This window comes from Streptomyces sp. NPDC005784 (assembly GCF_042871525.1).
Taxonomy (GTDB): Bacteria; Actinomycetota; Actinomycetes; order Streptomycetales; family Streptomycetaceae; genus Streptomyces.
In genome coordinates this window covers 646,466-662,918 of sequence record NZ_JBIAIQ010000001.1, presented here as the reverse complement: position 1 = coordinate 662,918, position 16,453 = coordinate 646,466, and the positions used below count along the sequence as shown (strand labels likewise).

Sequence of the window (16,453 nt, the reverse complement as noted above, 5' to 3'; positions counted from 1 at the left end):
CGGGCCGAACGTCAGCTCTTGGTACGGAACTTGTGAATGGCGACGGGTGCCATCACCACGGTCAGGGCGAACGACCAGCCCAGCGTCACCCACAGGCCGTGCGCGACCGGGCCGCCCACCATCAGCCCGCGCGCGGCGTCCGCCAGGGCGGAGAGCGGGTTGTACGCGGTGAAGTTCTGCAGCCAGCCCGGCATCGACTTGGTCGGCGCGAAGATCGACGATCCGAACTGGAGCGGCATCAGCACCAGGAAGCCCATCGCCTGCACGGACTGCGCGCTCTTCATGATCACGCCGAGGGTGAGGAACACCCACATCAGGGCCGAGCCGAACAGTGCCGACAGACCCACGGAGGCGAACAGGCCGGGCCAGTTGGTGATGTCGAAGCCGACCAGGACGCCGACGACCATGAGGACCGCGGTCGCGATGAGCATCCGCATCACTTCCACCGCGATCTTGGCGAACAGCACCGAGCCGCGCCCGATCGGCAGGGACCGGAACCGGTCCATGACACCGGAGTTGAAGTCGGTGTTGAAGCCGGTGCCCACTCCCTGGGCCATGTTCATGCCCATCATGGCCATCAGGCCGGGCACGACGTACTGCACGTACGCCTGCTGCCCGCCACCGAGCGACTGCCCGATGGAGCCGCCGAAGACGTAGACGAACAGCAGCGTGAAGATGACCGGGAACAGGATGGCGTCGAACATCGACTCCGGGTCCTGGCGGATCCACAGCAGGTTGCGGCGGATCAGCGCGCCGGTGTGCCGCAGATGGGAGCGCAGCGGGATCGGCGCGTCGGAGACGACGTCGGGCGGGGTGACGGTGGCGGCGCTCATACGGCGACCTCCTCGCGGGAGTTGGTGGGCGTGGCGTCCTGCGGGGCACTGGCCTTGTGGCCGGTGAGGGAGAGGAACACCTCGTCCAGACTGGGCAGTTCGGTGGAGATGGAGGCGATCGTGATGCCGCGCGCGGTGACCGCGCCGACCACGGCGGTGAGTTGCTCGTCGCTGAGGATCGGGACGAGCGCGCTGCCGGTCTCGCTGTCCACGATCGTGGTGGCGAGGCCGGTGAGCCCCAGCTCGTCGAACATGGTGGCCAGCGGCCGCAGTTGCAGCGGGTCCACCGGGCGGATCCGCAGCGTCCGGCCGCCGACGCGTGCCTTCAGCTCGTCGATCCGGCCGCTGGCGATGACCTTGCCGCGGTCGATGACCGTCAGCTCGGAGGCCAGTTGCTCGGCCTCCTCCATGTACTGGGTGGTGAGCAGCACGGTGACGCCGTCGGCGACCATGCGCTTGACCTCCTGCCACACCTCGTTGCGGGTGCGCGGGTCGAGGCCGGTCGTCGGCTCGTCCAGGAACAGCACGGTCGGGCTGCCGATCATCGAGGCGGCGAGGTCGAGCCGGCGGCGCATACCACCGGAGTACGTCGACGCCGGGCGCTTGGCGGCCTCGGTGAGGGAGAAGCGCTCCAGGAGCTCGTCGGCGCGCCGACGGGCGTCCTTGCGGGGCAGGTCGAGCAGCCGCCCGATCATGTAGAGGTTCTCCCAGCCGGGGAGCTTCTCGTCGACCGAGGCGTACTGGCCGGTGAGGCCTATCACCCGGCGCAGCTGCCGGGGCTGCTTCAGCACGTCGTAACCGGCGACCGTGGCCTGTCCGGCGTCGGGGGTGATGAGGGTGGACAGGCAGCGGACGAGGGTGGTCTTGCCGGCGCCGTTGGGGCCCAGTACTCCAAGGACGGTGCCCTCGCGCACTTCCAGGTCGACACCGTCCAGTGCCTTGGTCTCGCCGTAGTGCTTGACCAGCCCCCGTACGGTGACGGCACTGCGGCCGGTCGCAGCTTGTCGGGGCGTGTTGTCGATTCGCGTCATGTCCATCAAGGTGCCAGCCGTCACCGACAAACGACCGACAGGATGCCTACAGGCCCCGACCGCTACCGATAGGTCGCCGACAGTCGGCCGACAGGGCGCCGACAAGACGCGGAAAGGATGCGGAAGGGACGCGGAAGGGACGCGGAAAGGGCGGGGAAAGGCGACAACCCGCCGACGGGGGAAGATCGGCGGGTTGTCTCTGGTGCCGCAGTGGTTCGGGGTTGTCGTGGCTCAGGGGCCGCGATGGCGCCGACGCCCTGGTGGCCGCGACGGCGCCGAGGTCCCGGGGGCCTCGGTGGACGCGGCGCCTAGTGGACGGAGTGCTCCTCCAGCGGGAACGTCCCGCCGACCACGTCCTCGGCGAACGCCTTCGCCGCGTCGCCCATGACGCGGCGGAGGTCGGCGTACTGCTTGACGAACTTCGGCATCTTGCCGCCGGTCAGGCCGAGCATGTCGGTCCACACCAGGACCTGCGCGTCGGTCTCGGGGCCGGCGCCGATGCCGACGGTCGGGATGTGCAGGGTGCGCGTGACCTCGGCGGCGAGATCCGCCGGGACCAGTTCGAGGACGACGGCGAAGGCGCCCGCGTCCTGGACCGCCTTGGCGTCCCGCAGCAGCTGCTGCGCGGCCTCCTCGCCCCGGCCCTGGACGCGATAGCCCATGGCGTTCACGGACTGCGGGGTCAGGCCGATGTGCGCCATCACCGGGATGCCGGACTCCACCAGCAGCTCGATCTGACGGTGCGAGCGCTCGCCGCCCTCCAGCTTCACCGCGCCCACCCCGGCCTCCTTGACCAGGCGGGTCGCCGAGCGCAGGGCCTGCACCGGACCCTCCTGGTAGGACCCGAAGGGCAGGTCGCCGACGATCAGGGCGCGACTGGTGCCCCGTACGACCGCGGCGGACAGCATGGTCATCTCGTCCATGGTGACGGGGACGGTCGTCTCGTACCCCAGGTGGCAGTTGCCCGCCGAGTCGCCGACGAGCATGACCGGGATGCCGGCCTCGTCGAAGACGGACGCGGTCATCGCGTCGTAGGCCGTGAGCATGGGCCACTTCTCGCCGCGCTCCTTGGCGGCGGTGATGTCGCGCACCGTGATGCGGCGGGTGATCTTGCCCCCGTACAGCGCCTTGCTGCTGTCGGTGGCCTTGAGGGCACCCTCCGCAGGCTGCTTCTGGGCAGCAGAGAGCTGCGTCATCGCAACGGCTCCTTCTGTCATCTCGAGGCACCCTGACGGCGTCCCCGGATCACCTCCATGGTGGCACCTCGTGCTACGCGCGGCTAGACCGGGCCCACCGGACTCGATGTCGTTCACACCACGCCCACCGGCTTCGGCCGACCCGTCCAGCCGGGCGCCTCCTACCGGAGACCTAGGTCCCTTCGTAAGTTCTGCGTAAAGGCTTTCCGATACGAGACGGTGTCGTATCGAATCACCTTTAGGGTGGTCGCCATGACAACTTCCGCTCCTCCGCTCGACCGCCGGGTACCCGAGGCGGTGCACCGGCGCCGCTGGGCGATCCTCGGCGCGCTCATGCTGAGCCTGCTGATCGTGGTACTCGACAACTCCATCCTGAACGTCGCGATCAAGACGATCTCGACCCCGGCGCCCACCGGGCTCGGCGCCACCCAGGGTGAGCTGGAGTGGGCCATCAACGCCTACACCCTCGTCTTCGCCGGGCTCCTGTTCACCGCGGGCCTCCTCGGTGACCGGCTCGGCCGCAAGAAGGTGCTGCTCGCCGGACTCGCCGTCTTCGGCATCGGGTCCGCGCTGGCCGCCGAATCCGGCTCGCCGGTCCAGCTCATCGTGTTCCGCGCGCTGATGGGCCTCGGCGCCGCCTTCGTGATGCCCGCCACCCTCGCCGTCCTGATGAACGTCTTCGAGCGCGACGAGCAGCCCAAGGCCATCGGCATCTGGGCCGGCGGCGTCGGCCTCGCCATCGCGATCGGCCCGATCACCGGCGGCATCCTGCTCGACCACTTCTGGTGGGGCTCGGTCTTCCTGATCAACGTGCCGATCGTGATCCTCGCGATCGGCCTGATGATCTGGCTGGTCCCCGACTCCCGTGACCCGAACCCGGGCCGCCTGGACCCGGTCGGTGTGGTCCTCTCCATCATCGGCCTCGTCCTGCTCGTCTACGGCATCATCAAGGGCGGCCAGCTCGCCGACTTCACCGACCCGCAGGTCCTCGCGACCATCGGCGCCGGTCTCGCCGTCCTCATCGCCTTCGTGGTGTTCGAGATGCGCAGCGACCACCCGTCCATCGACGTCACCTACTTCAAGAACAAGGTCTTCTCGGCGGCGATCTCGGCCATCGCGCTGGTCTTCTTCGCGCTGATGGGCGTGACCTTCTTCTCCGTCTTCTACACCCAGAGCGTGCGCGGCTACTCGCCGCTGCAGACCGGCCTGTTGATGCTCCCGCTGGCCGTGGCCCAGATCATCTTCGCCCCGCGCGCCCGGCTGGTCGTGGACCGCTTCGGCAACCGCGCCACCTGCACGGCGGGCCTGGTGATCATCGCCGCGACGCTGGCCGCGTTCGCCACGCTGGAGGCGGACACCCCGATCTGGATCCTCGAAGTCATCTTCTTCCTGATGGGCACCGGCATGGCGCACATCATGACCCCGACGAGCGTCGTCATCATGCAGGCGCTGCCGCGCGAGAAGGCCGGTTCCGCCTCCGCGCTGAGCAACACCTTCCGTCAGGTCGGCGGTGCCCTCGGTATCGCGGTCCTCGGTTCCGTGCTCTCCACCGCCTACCGCAACGGCATCGAGGGCAAGCTCGACCTCGTCCCGGCCCCGCTGCGGCACACCGCGGGCGAGTCCATCGAGGCCACCCTCGGTGTCGCCGCCAAGCTCGGCCCGCAGGGCAAGGCCCTCATCACCCCGGCGAACGACGCGTTCCTGCACGCCATGCACGTCACCGCCCTGTGCGGCGCGGGTGTCGCGGTCATAGGCGCGGTGGTCGTCGCGCTGTTCCTGCCGGGCCGTCCGGTGGCCCCGCAGGAGGGCAAGGACGAGGCCGAGTTGGTGACGGCCGACCTCGGACAGGACTGACATCGGCATACGCGACCGTGGGCACCCCTCACCGGGTGCCCGCCGTCGCTGTGAACGGGGGAGAATGACACCTGGTCAACGACGGGAACGGAGTTCGACGTGAGCCTCGCGGACAGCCGAGACAGGCAGGGGTGCCCCGGCCGCGGACGCCCCCGCAGCGAGGCGGCGGAGCGCGCCATCGTCGAGGGCGTGATGAAGCTCCTCGAGGACGGGGTCCCGCTCGCGGACATCTCCATCGAGCGCCTCGCGCGCACCGCCGGCGTCGGCAAGGCGACGATCTACCGCCGCTGGAGCGGCAAGGAAGAACTCTTCGTCGACGTGCTGCGCGGCGCCGAGCCCGCGGACCCCGAACTCCCCGGCGTCTCCATGCGCGACGACCTCGTCGTCCTGCTGGAGTCGCTGCGCCGACGCGGCCTGGTCAGCCGCTCGTCGGCGATCCTGCACAACGTCTACGCGCAGATGAAGAGCAGCCCCAGACTGTGGGCCGCGTACGACGCCACGGTCATGGCCCCGAGACGCCAAATGGGCTACGAGGTGCTGCGCCGCGGCCAGGAGAACGGCGAACTCCGCGACGACGTCGACGTCGAGCTGCTCAACGACATGTTCGTCGGCCCGATGCTCGTCCGCTCCGTCATGCGCCCGGACACCGAACTTCCCGAGGGCCTCGCCGAACAGATCGTCGATACGCTTCTGGAGGGCCTGCGCCCCGTCCGGCCGTGACACGACCTGTTTCTGACGGGGCGAATGTGCGCGTTTCGTCACAGAGGGCGCATCGCGTGCCAGGATGCGGAACTCCGGACGTGAAGTTGAACGTCCCCTTGCCTGTACGGCCGTCATGGACGGCGAGAACGACACCGGACATCCCCTAGGGTCGTAGTCGAGGGGCAGACGGTGCGCACGGCAGTTTGTGAGGCGACGGTATGGCGCAGGCGTATATGACGGAGACGGGCAGCGACGGCCAGGGGCCGGAACGCAGAGAATCCCGGCTTCGGCGCCTGCTCGACGGCTGGCGCGGTGACCGCGGCATCTGGCGGCGCGGGCTGATCCTCGCCGCCCTCGCGCTGCTGCTCGCCCTGGTGATGCTGACGCACGGGCGGATCCCGAACCGGATCGGCAACCTCGGAAGCCTCACAGAGACGTTCCTGCCGTGGCTCGGGGTGTTCATCCCGGTCCTGCTGGTCCTCGCCTTCGTGCGGAAGTCCGCCAGCGCCCTGATCGCCGTGCTGCTGACGGGTGTGGTGTGGCTGAACCTCTTCGGTGGACTGCTCACCGACAAGACCGGCGGCGGCGGCGATCTGACCGTCGCCACCCACAACGTCAACGCCGACAACCCGGACCCGTCCGGCACCGCCCGTGACGTGGCCGCCTCCGGCGCCGACGTGCTCGCGCTGGAGGAGCTGACGGCCTCGGCGGTGCCCGTGTACGAGAGGGCGCTCGCCCCGACGTACAAGTACCACTCGGTGCAGGGCACCGTCGGGCTGTGGAGCAAGTACCCGCTCAGTGCCGTCCGGCCGGTGGACATCAAGCTGGGCTGGACGCGGGCCATGCGGGCGACCGTGGCGGCGCCGGCCGGCCGGGTCGCGGTGTACGTGGCCCACATGCCCTCGGTGCGGGTGAAGATGAAGGCCGGGTTCACCGCCCGGCAGCGCGACAAGAGCGCGAACGCGCTGGGCGAGGCGATCGCCGGCGAGCCCCTGAAGCAGGTCGTCCTGCTCGGTGACCTCAACGGCACGATGAACGACCGGGCGCTGAACGCGGTCACCGCGCAGATGCGTTCCACGCAGGGCGCGGTGGGCAACGGCTTCGGGTTCAGCTGGCCGGCGTCGTTCCCGATGGCCCGGATCGACCAGATCATGGTCAAGGGCATCGAGCCGGTGACCTCGTGGACCCTGCCCGCGACCGGCAGCGACCACCTCCCGATCGCGGCCCGCGTCAAGATGGACGCAAACGCGTCTTGACCCCGGGGAAGCGCAGTCTTAACCCCGTGAAATCGCGTCTTCATCTCCTGGAATACTGGGCCCGGCAGACTTTGTTCACCTGCTGAACTTAACATGGGTTCGACCCGTGATCCGCGACCCGCGCACATCGCCGTGCGCGGGCGCTTCCGTGCCCGCGCGGGTTCCCGCATGCCGCCCGCGCCCGTACGGAGCCCCGCTCGTCCCCGCTCCTTCGAAAGGCCTCTCATGCCTCTGGCCCTGCTCGCCCTCGCCGTGGGCGCCTTCGGCATCGGCACCACCGAGTTCGCCATGATGGGCCTGCTGCCCGACGTCGCCGACGACCTGCACATATCCATCCCGGCCGCGGGACACCTGGTCTCCGCGTACGCGCTCGGCGTCGTCATCGGCGCCCCGCTGCTCGCCGCGGCCACCGCCCGGATGTCCCGCCGCAAGGTACTCATCGCCCTGATGGGCCTCTTCGTCGCGGGCAATGCGCTCTCCGCCCTCGCCCCCGACCAGAACTGGCTGCTCGCCGCCCGCTTCCTGAGCGGTCTGCCGCACGGCGCCTTCTTCGGCGTCGGCGCCGTCGTCGCCACCGGCCTGGTCGCCCCCGAGCGCAAGGCCCGCTCCGTGTCGCTGATGTTCCTCGGCCTGACCGTCGCGAACATCGCCGGTGTCCCGGCGGCCACCCTCGTGGGGCAGCACCTGGGCTGGCGGGCCACCTTCCTCGGGGTGAGCGTGATCGGCGTGGCCGCCATCGCATCGCTCTTCCTGCTGATCCCGAACACCCCCGCGCACACCCCCGCCGGCGGGCTGCGCGGCGAACTCGCCGCCCTGCGCCCGCTGCCCGTCTGGCTCGCCCTCGGCACGACGGTCGCGGGCTTCGGGGCCCTGTTCTCCGCGTACAGCTACATCACGCCGATGCTCACGGACGCAGCCGGCTACGCCGAGGGCGACGTCACGCTGCTGCTGGCGCTCTTCGGCGTCGGCGCGACCGCGGGCAACCTGCTCGGCGGCCGGCTCGCGGACCACGCGATGCGCCGCACCCTGTTCGGCGGGCTGGCCTCGCTGGTGGTCGTGCTGGCCGCCTTCCCCTTGCTGATGCGTACGGAGTGGAGCGCGGCGGTGGCGGTGGTGCTGCTCGGCACGGCCGCCTTCGTCACCGGCTCGCCCCTCCAGCTGATGGTCATGGAGAAGGCCGCCGCCGCGCCCTCCCTCGCGTCCTCCGCCAACCAGGCCGCGTTCAACCTCGCCAACGCGGGCGGCGCGTGGATCGGCGGGCTCGCCCTGGCGGCGGGCTTCGGCGCCACCTCCCCGGCGCTCGCCGGAGCCGCCCTCGCCGTACTCGGCCTGGCGGTCGCCGGAGCGGCGTACTCGGTCGACCGCCGCCGCGCGGCGGCGGTCGCGGGGGCACCCGGCCGCCTCGTCGCCACCCACCTGCCCGCGCCCGCGGAACACGCGCACCGGTGAGGACGCGTGACGGCGTCGCCCGACGGCGGTGTCCCCGGGCGGCGCCGTGGCCCGGCCGGGCTGCCGCACCGGCTTACCCCGCGCGGCCGGTAGCACGTAGCACCGGCCGAGGGGCCGCACCCGTGAGGTCAGCCGTTCCAGGGGAAGGTCAGCCGTTCCTGGGGAAGGTCAGCCGTGGATGTGCCCGGGGACGGGCAGCCGTGCCGGGGGAAGTCGGCGTCTGCGGGGAAGTCCGGCGTCCCCAGGGGTCAACCGTTCCCGGGGAAGTCAGCCGTCCACGGGGAAGTCGGCCGTTCCCGGGGAGGTCAACCGTTCCCGGGGAAGTTGGCCGTCCACGGGGAAGTCAGCCTCTCCGGGAATGCCGGCCGTCCCCCGCGGGAGGTCAGGCCTCGGTCTCCGGGAGGTCGAAGCGGGCCAGGTCGCGCAGCCAGACGCGGGCCGAACTGTCGGACGGCGCGCGCCAGTCGCCGCGCGGCGAGAGCGAACCGCCGGCCGAGACCTTCGGCCCGTTCGGCATGGCCGAGCGCTTGAACTGCGCGAACCCGAAGAAGCGGCGGCAGAACACGTCCAGCCAGCGCCGGATCTCCGGCAGGTCGTACGCGACCCGCTCGGCCTCGGGGAAGCCCGGCGGCCAGGCGCCCGCGTCCGGGTCGTGCCACGCGTGCCAGGCCAGGAAAGCGATCTTCGACGGCCTGAAGCCGTAGCGCAGCACGTGGAAGAGGGTGAAGTCGTGCAGGGCGTACGGGCCGATCTTCGACTCGGTGGACTGCATCTCCTCGCCCGGTACGAGCTCCGGACTGATCTCCGTGTCGAGGATCGCGGCGAGCGTCCGGTCGGTGTCCTCGCCGAACTGGTGGCTGCCGATGACCCAGCGGATCAGATGCTGGATCAGCGTCTTCGGCACCCCCGAGTTGACGTTGTAGTGACTCATTTGGTCGCCCACGCCGTACGTGGACCAGCCGAGCGCCAGCTCCGACAGGTCACCGGTCCCGAGCACGATGCCGCCACGCTGGTTGGCGAGCCGGAACAGGTAGTCGGTGCGCAGCCCGGCCTGCACGTTCTCGAAGGTGACGTCGTACACGGGCTCGCCGGAGGCGAAGGGGTGGCCCATCTCGTCCAGCATCAGCCGGGCGGTCGGCGTGATGTCCAGCTCGGCCGCGGTGACGCCGAGGGAGCGCATCAACTCGTGCGCGTTGCCCTTGGTGTGGTCGCTGGTCGCGAAGCCGGGCAGGGTGAAGGCGAGGATGTCGCTGCGCGGGCGGCCCGCCCGGTCCATCGCGCGGGCGGCGACGATCAGCGCGTGCGTGGAGTCGAGACCGCCGGACACCCCGATGACCACCTTCGGGCCACCGATCGCCGCGAGCCGCTGCTGGAGCCCCGCGACCTGGATGTTGTAGGCCTCGTAACAGTCCTGGGCCAGCCGGTCGGGGTCCGCCGGCACGAACGGGAAGCGCTCGATGCGGCGCCGCAGACCGAGGTCACCGGACGGCGGGTCGAGTCGGAACGACAGGGTCCGGAAATCGGCGGTGCGGGCGGCGTGGGTGCGCCGGTTGTCGTCGAAACTGCCCGTCCGGCTCCGCTCCTGCCGCAGCAGGTCGAGGTCGACGTCCGCCACGGCGAACTGGTCGTCGAGCGGGAAGCGGTCGGACTCGGCCAGCAGCGTCCCGTTCTCGTAGATCATGGTCTGGCCGTCCCAGGACAGGTCGGTGGTCGACTCGCCCAGCCCGGCCGCCGCGTAGACGTAGGCGGCGATACCGCGTGAGGACGCCGAACGGCACATCAGCTTGCGGTCCTCGGCCCGGCCGACGGTGATCGGACTGCCGGAGAGGTTGGCGAGGACGGTGGCGCCCGCCAGGGCCGCCTCCGCGCTCGGTGGCACCGGCACCCACATGTCCTCGCAGATCTCCGTGTGCAGCACGAGGCCCGGGGCGTCGTCGGCGGCGAACAAAAGGTCCACGCCGAACGGCACGGACTCGCCGCCCAACCGGATCGTGCCGCCGCGCTCGTCGTCGCCCGCGGCGATCTGCCGGCGTTCGTAGAACTCCCGGTAGTTCGGCGGGTACGACTTGGGTACGACACCGAGGATCCGGCCGCGGTGTACGACGACCGCGCAGTTGTAGACCCGGTTGCGGTGGCGCAGCGGGGCGCCCACGACCAGGACCGGCAGGAGTTCCGCCGACCCCGTCACCACCGTCCGGAGCGCCTCCTCGACCTGGTCGAGCAGCGCGTCCTGGAGCAGCAGGTCCTCGATCGAGTAGCCGCACAACCCCATCTCCGGGAAGACGGCGACGGCGACACCCTCCCCCGCGCACCGGCGCGCCTGGCGCAGGACCGCCTCGGCGTTGGCGTAGGGGTCCGCGATGACGGTGTGGCCCGTGCAGGCGGCGACGCGTGCGAAGCCGTGCTGATAGAGCGACCGGAAGTTCAGAGGAGGCACCCGGCCAGTGTAATCGTCAGAGCGACGCGATGGGGTGGCGCGGGGTGTGTGGCGGCGCACCTCCCACGGCGGAGAACGCGCGATGCGCCCGCCTCCACTGGAGAGGCGGGCGCATCGTCCGTCAAACGCCGGTCAGCGGCGGCTGAACGAGTCGACGTAGCCCGGGGCGGGGGAACCCACACCGGTGACGTCGTCGTAGCCCTTCACGGCGGACAGCGAGCTGTCCTTGCCGAGGCTGCGGACGGAGACGACCTGACCGTCCGCGGCGTCGAAGCCGTTCGCGAAGTCGACGCGCGCCACGGCGAGTCCGGAGCCCGTGGGGTTGTCCGTGACGTCGTGGTACGCCTTCGAGCCGAACTTGGAGTAGATCGACGGGTTGGCGAAACCGATCGCCTTGCCGCCGCGCGCCTCCTGGGCGAGCGCCTGGACCGCCGCGATCACCGGAGCGGCCAGCGAGGTGCCGCCGATGCGGTACTCGCTGTACTGCTCGGTCCCGTCCGGGAAGGTCTGCGTCTGGCCGACCTTGAAACCGGTGTTGGGGTCGGCGATCGCCGAGATGTCCGGGACGACCCGGTTACCCGCGGCGTTGTTGGCCTTGGCCAGCGCGTTCGGGACGACACCCTTCTGGTAGAAGGGCTCCGCCACGGTCTTGCTGGTGCCACCGCCCGCACCCGAGGTGAACGCGCCCGGGAACCCGGTCCAGCTCTTGCCGTCCGTGGACAGCGCGGCCTTCTCGGTGCCCCAGCCGGTCTCCCACAGGTACTTGTCGCCCTTGCCGACCGCCAGCGAGGTACCGCCGACCGCCGTCACCCACGCCGAGTTGGCCGGGGTGTCGACCTGCTTCGTACCGGTGTTGGCGACCTCGTCACCGTTGTCACCGGAGGAGAAGTAGAAGCCGATGCCCTCGACCGCGCCGAACTGGAAGGTCTGGTCGTAGGCGGCGGCCAGGTCCGGGGTCTGGTTGGCCTCGATGTCGCCCCACGAGTTGGAGACGATGTCGGCCAGGTGCCCGTCGACGATCTTGTTGAGCGAGGCGAGCAGATCGTCGTCGTAGCAGGACGCGGCACCCACGTACGTGATGCTCGCGCCCGGCGCGACCGCGTGCACGGCTTCGACGTCGAGGGTCTCCTCGCCGTACCAGCCGGCCGCCCCGCACTCCTCGGTCTTCGTGTACTTGTCGGGCAGCACCTGACGGAGCTGACCGCTGGTGTACGCGGCGTCGCCGTGCTTCCCGGCGTAGGTCGCCGCGTCGAAGGCGATGGTCGGCGAGGCGAACGCGTCGGTGATGGCGACGCGCACGTTCTTGCCGGTGCGCTTGCCCGCTCCGTACGCCGCGCGCAGCTGCTTGCCGGTGTACCCCTGGATCGCGTACGGGATCTTCTTCCCGTACGCGTCCGGCAGGGTGCTCGCGGTGTTCGAGCCGTAGTACGAGGAGAACGGCCCGGAGTTCTTGAACACCGCGTCCGGAGGCGGCAGTTGATCGGCGTGCGTCGCCTTGTGCGGAGCGTTGTCCAGGCCGGTGACGGTCAGGACGGCGCCGTTCAGGGCAGCAGGCGCGGAAGCCGTCTTCGACGGCGCCCGGTAAGTCTTCTTGCCCTTGGTGTAGTTGTGCAGCTGGGTACCGAACGCCTTCTCGGCGGCGGCGACGTCGCCGGTCACCGAGACGTAGTGCTGCGTCGTTCCGGTGACCGTCAGGCCCGCCGACTTGAGCCAGTTGGTCACCGCGGTGACCTGGGCCTTGGTGGCGCCGAAACGTGCCTGCGCCTTCTTGGCGCTGAGGTATTTCCCGTACGAAGCCGAGTGCGGGTCGGACACGGACCTGGCGTACGCGGCCAGACCCTTGGCGTCCCGTCCGGCGAGGTACACCCGGGCCGAGAGCTGGGAGCTGTCGGACGCCGCTCCCTTGTCCGCCGTGGCGGTCGCCCACGCGGGCCTGGTGCCCGCGAGAGTGTCCCGGCTCGGGCCGTCCGTGGCGTGGGCCGCGGGTATGCCGAGCGCCAGCGCACCGGCGAGCAGAGGCAGTGTCGCCGCCAAGCTCACTCCGGCGCGCGCGGTGGCGCGGTTGGATCTCATAGAACCCCCTGCGATGCGGTTCGTCGCATGTAGTGGTTGGTCGGTGATCCACGCGAGAGCCTCACGCCCTGCCAGAGCGTGAGGAATGGATCACAGATGGGGGTCACTCTTTCGGTGAACGGTTCATGCCAGGGGAATGAAAAAGCCAAGGAAAGACCAAGTGGCCGCGATTGGCGATCATTTGGGATGGTTTGAAGAGGGCCCTTGCCCATAGTCGAGGGTTTTCCCTCTATCCCGTTTCGGGGCCCGTAAAGAGGTGCCCGGCTTCTGTAAGCGGATCGAGTCCCCGGGGCGTGTTGGGGGTGTGAAGCAGCTGGAGTTCGAAGAGTTCTACCGGAGCGGGCGGGACGTCTGCCTGCGGGCGGTCCTCGCCGCGGTGGGCGACCGTCAGCTGGCCGAGGACCTGGTGGCCGAGGCGTTCGCCAGGGCCTGGGCGGCCTGGCCCCGGGTCCGCGGCCATCCCGCCCCCCGCGCGTGGATCGTCCGGACGGCGCTCAACACCCGTATCTCGTGGTGGCGTCGGCGCCGGCACGAGGTCGCGCTCGGCGACCACGACGGCCGGGACACCGCGGCCGCGGAGTCCGGCGGCGCCGGACTCGACCCAGCGCTGCTGGCCGTACTGCGCGAACTGCCGCGCAGGCAGCGGGAGGTCGTCGCCCTGCGGGTCTTCCTCGACCTCGACACGGCGACCACGGCCAAGACGCTCGGGATCGCTCCCGGAACCGTAACCGCCCATCTGGCAAGGGCCGTCGGGACACTCCGCGGCCATCTCGTCACCCTCGACACACCGGAGGCAGGATCATGAACGGAACCGACGACGACAGGGACGTCCTGGACGCGCTGAGGGGCTCCCTCGACGACATCACCATGGCGGTGCCCGTCGAGCGGATCGTGGCCGAGGGCCGCTCGGTCAGGCGGCGGCGCCGGCGCGTGGCCGTCGCGGCCGTGGGCGTCACCGCGGCCGCGGGCCTCGCGCTCGGCGCGCCGGGTTACGGCCACCCGTCCACCGCGCCGCCCACGGGCGGGAACACCGAGGCCGTCGCGTTCACCGTCGCCAAGCGGTCGGACGGCACGGTCGCGGTGACCTGGACCAAGGAGCAGTACTTCAAGAACCCGGCGGGACTCCAGAAGGCGCTGCGCGAGGCGGGATTCCCCGTCCTCGTGAAGACCGGGGTGTTCTGCAAGGGCCCGGACGACCACACACAGGTCGACAGGCACGGCTCGGGACCGGGGGTCGACAAGGTCGTCGAGCGGGAGCAGCGCGCCGACGGCACCGTCGTCTTCATCTACGACCCGGCGGCGATGCCCGCCCACACCCAGCTCTTCATCGGCTACCTGGACAAGGCCCAGCTCGCCGTCACCCACGGCCGGCCCGGCTCGATGGAACGTCTCGTCCCGACCGACGTCGCCCTGAAGTGCGGTACGGACTGGCGCAGTTGACCATGCGGCGGAGGGGGTGAACGGGTCCGGGGCGCTGCCCCGGACCCGTTCCGCACACCCGTTCCGCACACCCGTTCCGCCGGGTGGACGCAGTCTCAGGCTCCGGGCTTGTCCTAGTCGCGTGCCTTCGCGCCCCGCTCCTTCAGCATGTCCGCCATCATTTTGATCTCCGACTGCTGGGCGTCGACCATGCCCTGCGCGAGCCGTTTCTCCACGCCGACGGTGCACTTGGCGACACAGCCCTCGGCCATGTGGATACCGCCCTTGTGGTGGTCGGTCATCAGCTGGAGGAAGAAGACCTCGGCCTGCTTCCCGTTGAGCGTGCCGAGCCGCTTCATCTCGGTGTCGGTGGCCATACCCGGCATCAGCGAGCCGTCCTCGCCGGACGCCATGTCACCCATGCCCATCCAGGTCATCGGCGCGTCCGAGGACACCTTCGGCAGCTCCCACAGGTCGAGCCAGCCGAGCAGCATGCCGCGCTGATTGGCCTGCGTCTGCGCGATGTCGTACGCGAGACGCCGTACCTCCACGTCCTTGGTGCGGTCCCGCACGATGTACGACATCTCGACGGCCTGCTGGTGGTGCACCGCCATGTCCCGGGCGAAGCCCGCGTCCGCCGAGTCCGCGGCGGGAGCCCGCGTCCCGGAGTGGTCGCCGTCGGCGACCGCGTACGTGATCGCCCCGGCCGCGACGAGCACGGTCGCCGCGACGCCCGCGATCCATCCGACGTGCCTCACTGGGACAGACCGTTGGTGCAGGCCGCGCCGGGCTCGGGCGTCTGCTTGCCCTGCACGAACTCCGCGAAGAACGCGTCGACGTTCTTGTCGCTCGCGCCGGTCACCGTGCGCTGCTTGCCCCAGGCGCTCAGCATGATCGGGTCCTTCTGGTCCTCGACCGGGCTCATCAGCGTGTACGGGGTCTTCTTGACCTTCGTCGCGAGCGCTTTCACATCGGCGGCGGACGCCTTGCTGTTGTACGTCACCCAGACCGCGCCGTGCTCCAGGGAGTGCACGGCGTTCATGTTGTTGACCGCCTTGGTGTAGACGTCGCCGTTGCAGTTCATCCAGACCTGGTTGTGGTCACCGCCGACCGGCGGCTCCATCGGGTACGTCACGGTCTTCGCGACGTGGTTGCGCGCCAGCGTGCCCTTCCAGGTCTTCACCCCGTCCGCGCCCGTGACGAAATGCCCCGACGCCGCCTTCGAGTCGCTCGCCGTGTCCTTCTTGCCGTTGTCCGACTGCGACCGGAGGAGCACGACACCACCGACGACGAGACCTGCGACGACGACCGTACTGGCGGCAATCACGAGGATCCGGTTGCGCCGTTCACGGGCGCGCTCGGCACGGCGCAGCTCCTCGATGCGTGCCTTGCGCGTTCCGGTGCTGGTGTTCTTGGCGGAACCCATGGTGAGTCCTTCATCGGGATGGGACGGTCGGGTTCGCCGATCGTAATCGGGAACGGTGGGGCGTCGGCAGGGAGGGCGCGGGATTGGCCGAAGAAGCGGGTGGCGGACGGGGGCGGAATGCACTCGGACGGCGGTCGGCCGAAGGGTGTCCGACAGGGGACGGCCAGAAAATTTGAACCGAAGATGCGCATTACCTACGCTGTCGGGTATGCGGTTGTTGCGATCCACCGACCTGGCCCTTCGCGTCCTGATGCGACTGGCCGTCGTCGGCGACTCGACGCCCACCACGCGCGAGGTCGCGGACGACATGCGGGTCCCCTACACGCACGCCGCCAAGGTCGTCGCCGAACTCCAGCACCTCGGGCTGCTCGATGCCCGGCGCGGCAGGGGAGGCGGTCTCACACTCACCGAGAAGGGGCGCGGGGAGTCCGTCGGCGCGATCGTGCGCTCCTTCGAGGGCGAGGGCGACGTCGTCGAATGCGAGGGGGCCACGCCGTGCCCGCTCATCTCCGCGTGCCGACTGCGGGGCGCACTGCGGCGGGCCCAGGAGGCCTTCTACGCCTCTCTGGACCCGCTGACCATCGCCGACGTCGTCGCCGATCCGACGGGGCCCGTGCTGCTCGGCATCACCCGCAGGCCTTAGCGGCCCAGCCGGCCCGGCGCGCCCTGCCCGCGTCCTGACGGGTCTCCACGCCCCGCTCCGTCCCGGCCGGGCGGCCGGGTCGGGCCGCGCCCGGCTCCGGCTCCGCGCCCGGCTCCGGCTCCGCGCCCGGCTCC

14 protein-coding genes are annotated in these 16,453 nt (G+C 70.4%); 7 read left to right on the top strand and 7 right to left on the bottom strand.

Features of this window, described 5'->3' with window-relative positions:
* Nucleotides 1-11: 11 nt before the first annotated feature.
* From ACFYR3_RS02900 to panB, 3 genes are all read right to left on the bottom strand, one after another.
* Nucleotides 12-833, bottom strand: a complete 822-nt coding sequence (locus ACFYR3_RS02900; protein ID WP_261709340.1) for an ABC transporter permease — start codon at nt 831-833, stop codon at nt 12-14.
* A complete protein-coding gene (locus tag ACFYR3_RS02895) occupies nt 830-1,864 on the bottom strand; it encodes an ATP-binding cassette domain-containing protein (protein ID WP_355845129.1) in 1,035 nt (344 codons plus the stop codon). Before ACFYR3_RS02895 ends, ACFYR3_RS02900 begins: the two co-directional genes overlap by 4 nt.
* 308 nt (nt 1,865-2,172) lie before the next feature.
* Nucleotides 2,173-3,060, bottom strand: coding sequence for a 3-methyl-2-oxobutanoate hydroxymethyltransferase (gene panB / locus ACFYR3_RS02890; RefSeq protein WP_355845132.1), 888 nt, complete (start codon nt 3,058-3,060; stop codon nt 2,173-2,175).
* 252 nt (nt 3,061-3,312) lie between these two features.
* Between panB and ACFYR3_RS02885 the strand changes: the two genes are divergently transcribed.
* The 4 genes from ACFYR3_RS02885 (at nt 3,313) to ACFYR3_RS02870 (ending at nt 8,321) form a co-directional block, all read left to right on the top strand.
* Nucleotides 3,313-4,914, top strand: coding sequence for an MFS transporter (locus ACFYR3_RS02885; RefSeq protein ID WP_355845135.1), 1,602 nt, complete (start codon nt 3,313-3,315; stop codon nt 4,912-4,914).
* Nucleotides 4,915-5,013: 99 nt separating this feature from the next.
* Nucleotides 5,014-5,634, top strand: coding sequence for a TetR/AcrR family transcriptional regulator (locus ACFYR3_RS02880; protein WP_389281198.1), 621 nt, complete (start codon nt 5,014-5,016; stop codon nt 5,632-5,634).
* Nucleotides 5,635-5,834: 200 nt separating this feature from the next.
* Nucleotides 5,835-6,872, top strand: coding sequence for an endonuclease/exonuclease/phosphatase family protein (locus tag ACFYR3_RS02875; RefSeq protein ID WP_355845141.1), 1,038 nt, complete (start codon nt 5,835-5,837; stop codon nt 6,870-6,872).
* A 225-nt stretch (nt 6,873-7,097) separates the two neighbouring features.
* On the top strand, nt 7,098-8,321 hold the full coding sequence (locus tag ACFYR3_RS02870) for an MFS transporter (protein ID WP_355845144.1): 1,224 nt from the start codon (nt 7,098-7,100) through the stop codon (nt 8,319-8,321).
* A 382-nt stretch (nt 8,322-8,703) separates the two neighbouring features.
* Here ACFYR3_RS02870 and ACFYR3_RS02865 read toward each other — a convergent pair whose 3' ends face one another.
* Nucleotides 8,704-10,749, bottom strand: coding sequence for an NAD(+) synthase (locus ACFYR3_RS02865; protein WP_389281230.1), 2,046 nt, complete (start codon nt 10,747-10,749; stop codon nt 8,704-8,706).
* 141 nt (nt 10,750-10,890) lie between these two features.
* Nucleotides 10,891-12,831 (bottom strand): S53 family peptidase, encoded by a 1,941-nt coding sequence (locus ACFYR3_RS02860; RefSeq protein WP_355845150.1) that lies wholly within the window; start codon nt 12,829-12,831, stop codon nt 10,891-10,893.
* 304 nt (nt 12,832-13,135) lie between these two features.
* On the opposite strand from ACFYR3_RS02860, the gene ACFYR3_RS02855 reads away from it, so the two are divergent.
* Nucleotides 13,136-13,636: a sigma-70 family RNA polymerase sigma factor gene (locus ACFYR3_RS02855; RefSeq protein ID WP_355845153.1), complete on the top strand. Its 501-nt coding sequence runs from the start codon at nt 13,136-13,138 to the stop codon at nt 13,634-13,636.
* Entirely contained in the window at nt 13,633-14,271 is a 639-nt protein-coding gene (locus ACFYR3_RS02850) for a hypothetical protein (RefSeq protein WP_389281195.1), read from the top strand. The genes ACFYR3_RS02855 and ACFYR3_RS02850 overlap by 4 nt, the downstream gene beginning before the upstream one ends.
* A gap of 113 nt (nt 14,272-14,384) precedes the next feature.
* On the opposite strand, the gene ACFYR3_RS02845 is transcribed toward ACFYR3_RS02850, so the two are convergent.
* Together ACFYR3_RS02845 and ACFYR3_RS02840 are read right to left on the bottom strand one after the other, a co-directional pair.
* Complete coding sequence (locus tag ACFYR3_RS02845) at nt 14,385-15,008, bottom strand: DUF305 domain-containing protein (RefSeq protein WP_355845158.1); 624 nt, start codon at nt 15,006-15,008, stop codon at nt 14,385-14,387.
* The gene (locus ACFYR3_RS02840; RefSeq protein ID WP_355845161.1) at nt 15,005-15,676 is read right to left on the bottom strand and encodes a DUF3105 domain-containing protein; all 672 of its coding nucleotides are present in this window, start codon (nt 15,674-15,676) and stop codon (nt 15,005-15,007) included. Before ACFYR3_RS02840 ends, ACFYR3_RS02845 begins: the two co-directional genes overlap by 4 nt.
* Before the next feature lie 208 nt (nt 15,677-15,884).
* Between ACFYR3_RS02840 and ACFYR3_RS02835 the strand changes: the two genes are divergently transcribed.
* The gene (locus tag ACFYR3_RS02835) at nt 15,885-16,319 is read left to right on the top strand and encodes an RrF2 family transcriptional regulator (protein ID WP_389281192.1); all 435 of its coding nucleotides are present in this window, start codon (nt 15,885-15,887) and stop codon (nt 16,317-16,319) included.
* The last annotated feature ends 134 nt before the right edge of the window (nt 16,320-16,453 follow it).

Coding starts and splice junctions, on each gene's coding strand:
- ACFYR3_RS02885 (WP_355845135.1), top strand. CDS start 3,313: ATGACAACTTCCGCTCCTCCGCTCGACCGCCGGGTACCCGAGGCGGTG.
- ACFYR3_RS02875 (WP_355845141.1), top strand. CDS start 5,835: ATGGCGCAGGCGTATATGACGGAGACGGGCAGCGACGGCCAGGGGCCG.
- ACFYR3_RS02835 (WP_389281192.1), top strand. CDS start 15,885: ATGCGGTTGTTGCGATCCACCGACCTGGCCCTTCGCGTCCTGATGCGA.
- ACFYR3_RS02850 (WP_389281195.1), top strand. CDS start 13,633: ATGAACGGAACCGACGACGACAGGGACGTCCTGGACGCGCTGAGGGGC.
- ACFYR3_RS02895 (WP_355845129.1), bottom strand. CDS start 1,864: ATGACGCGAATCGACAACACGCCCCGACAAGCTGCGACCGGCCGCAGT.
- ACFYR3_RS02870 (WP_355845144.1), top strand. CDS start 7,098: ATGCCTCTGGCCCTGCTCGCCCTCGCCGTGGGCGCCTTCGGCATCGGC.
- ACFYR3_RS02860 (WP_355845150.1), bottom strand. CDS start 12,831: ATGAGATCCAACCGCGCCACCGCGCGCGCCGGAGTGAGCTTGGCGGCG.
- ACFYR3_RS02840 (WP_355845161.1), bottom strand. CDS start 15,676: ATGGGTTCCGCCAAGAACACCAGCACCGGAACGCGCAAGGCACGCATC.
- ACFYR3_RS02900 (WP_261709340.1), bottom strand. CDS start 833: ATGAGCGCCGCCACCGTCACCCCGCCCGACGTCGTCTCCGACGCGCCG.
- panB (WP_355845132.1), bottom strand. CDS start 3,060: ATGACGCAGCTCTCTGCTGCCCAGAAGCAGCCTGCGGAGGGTGCCCTC.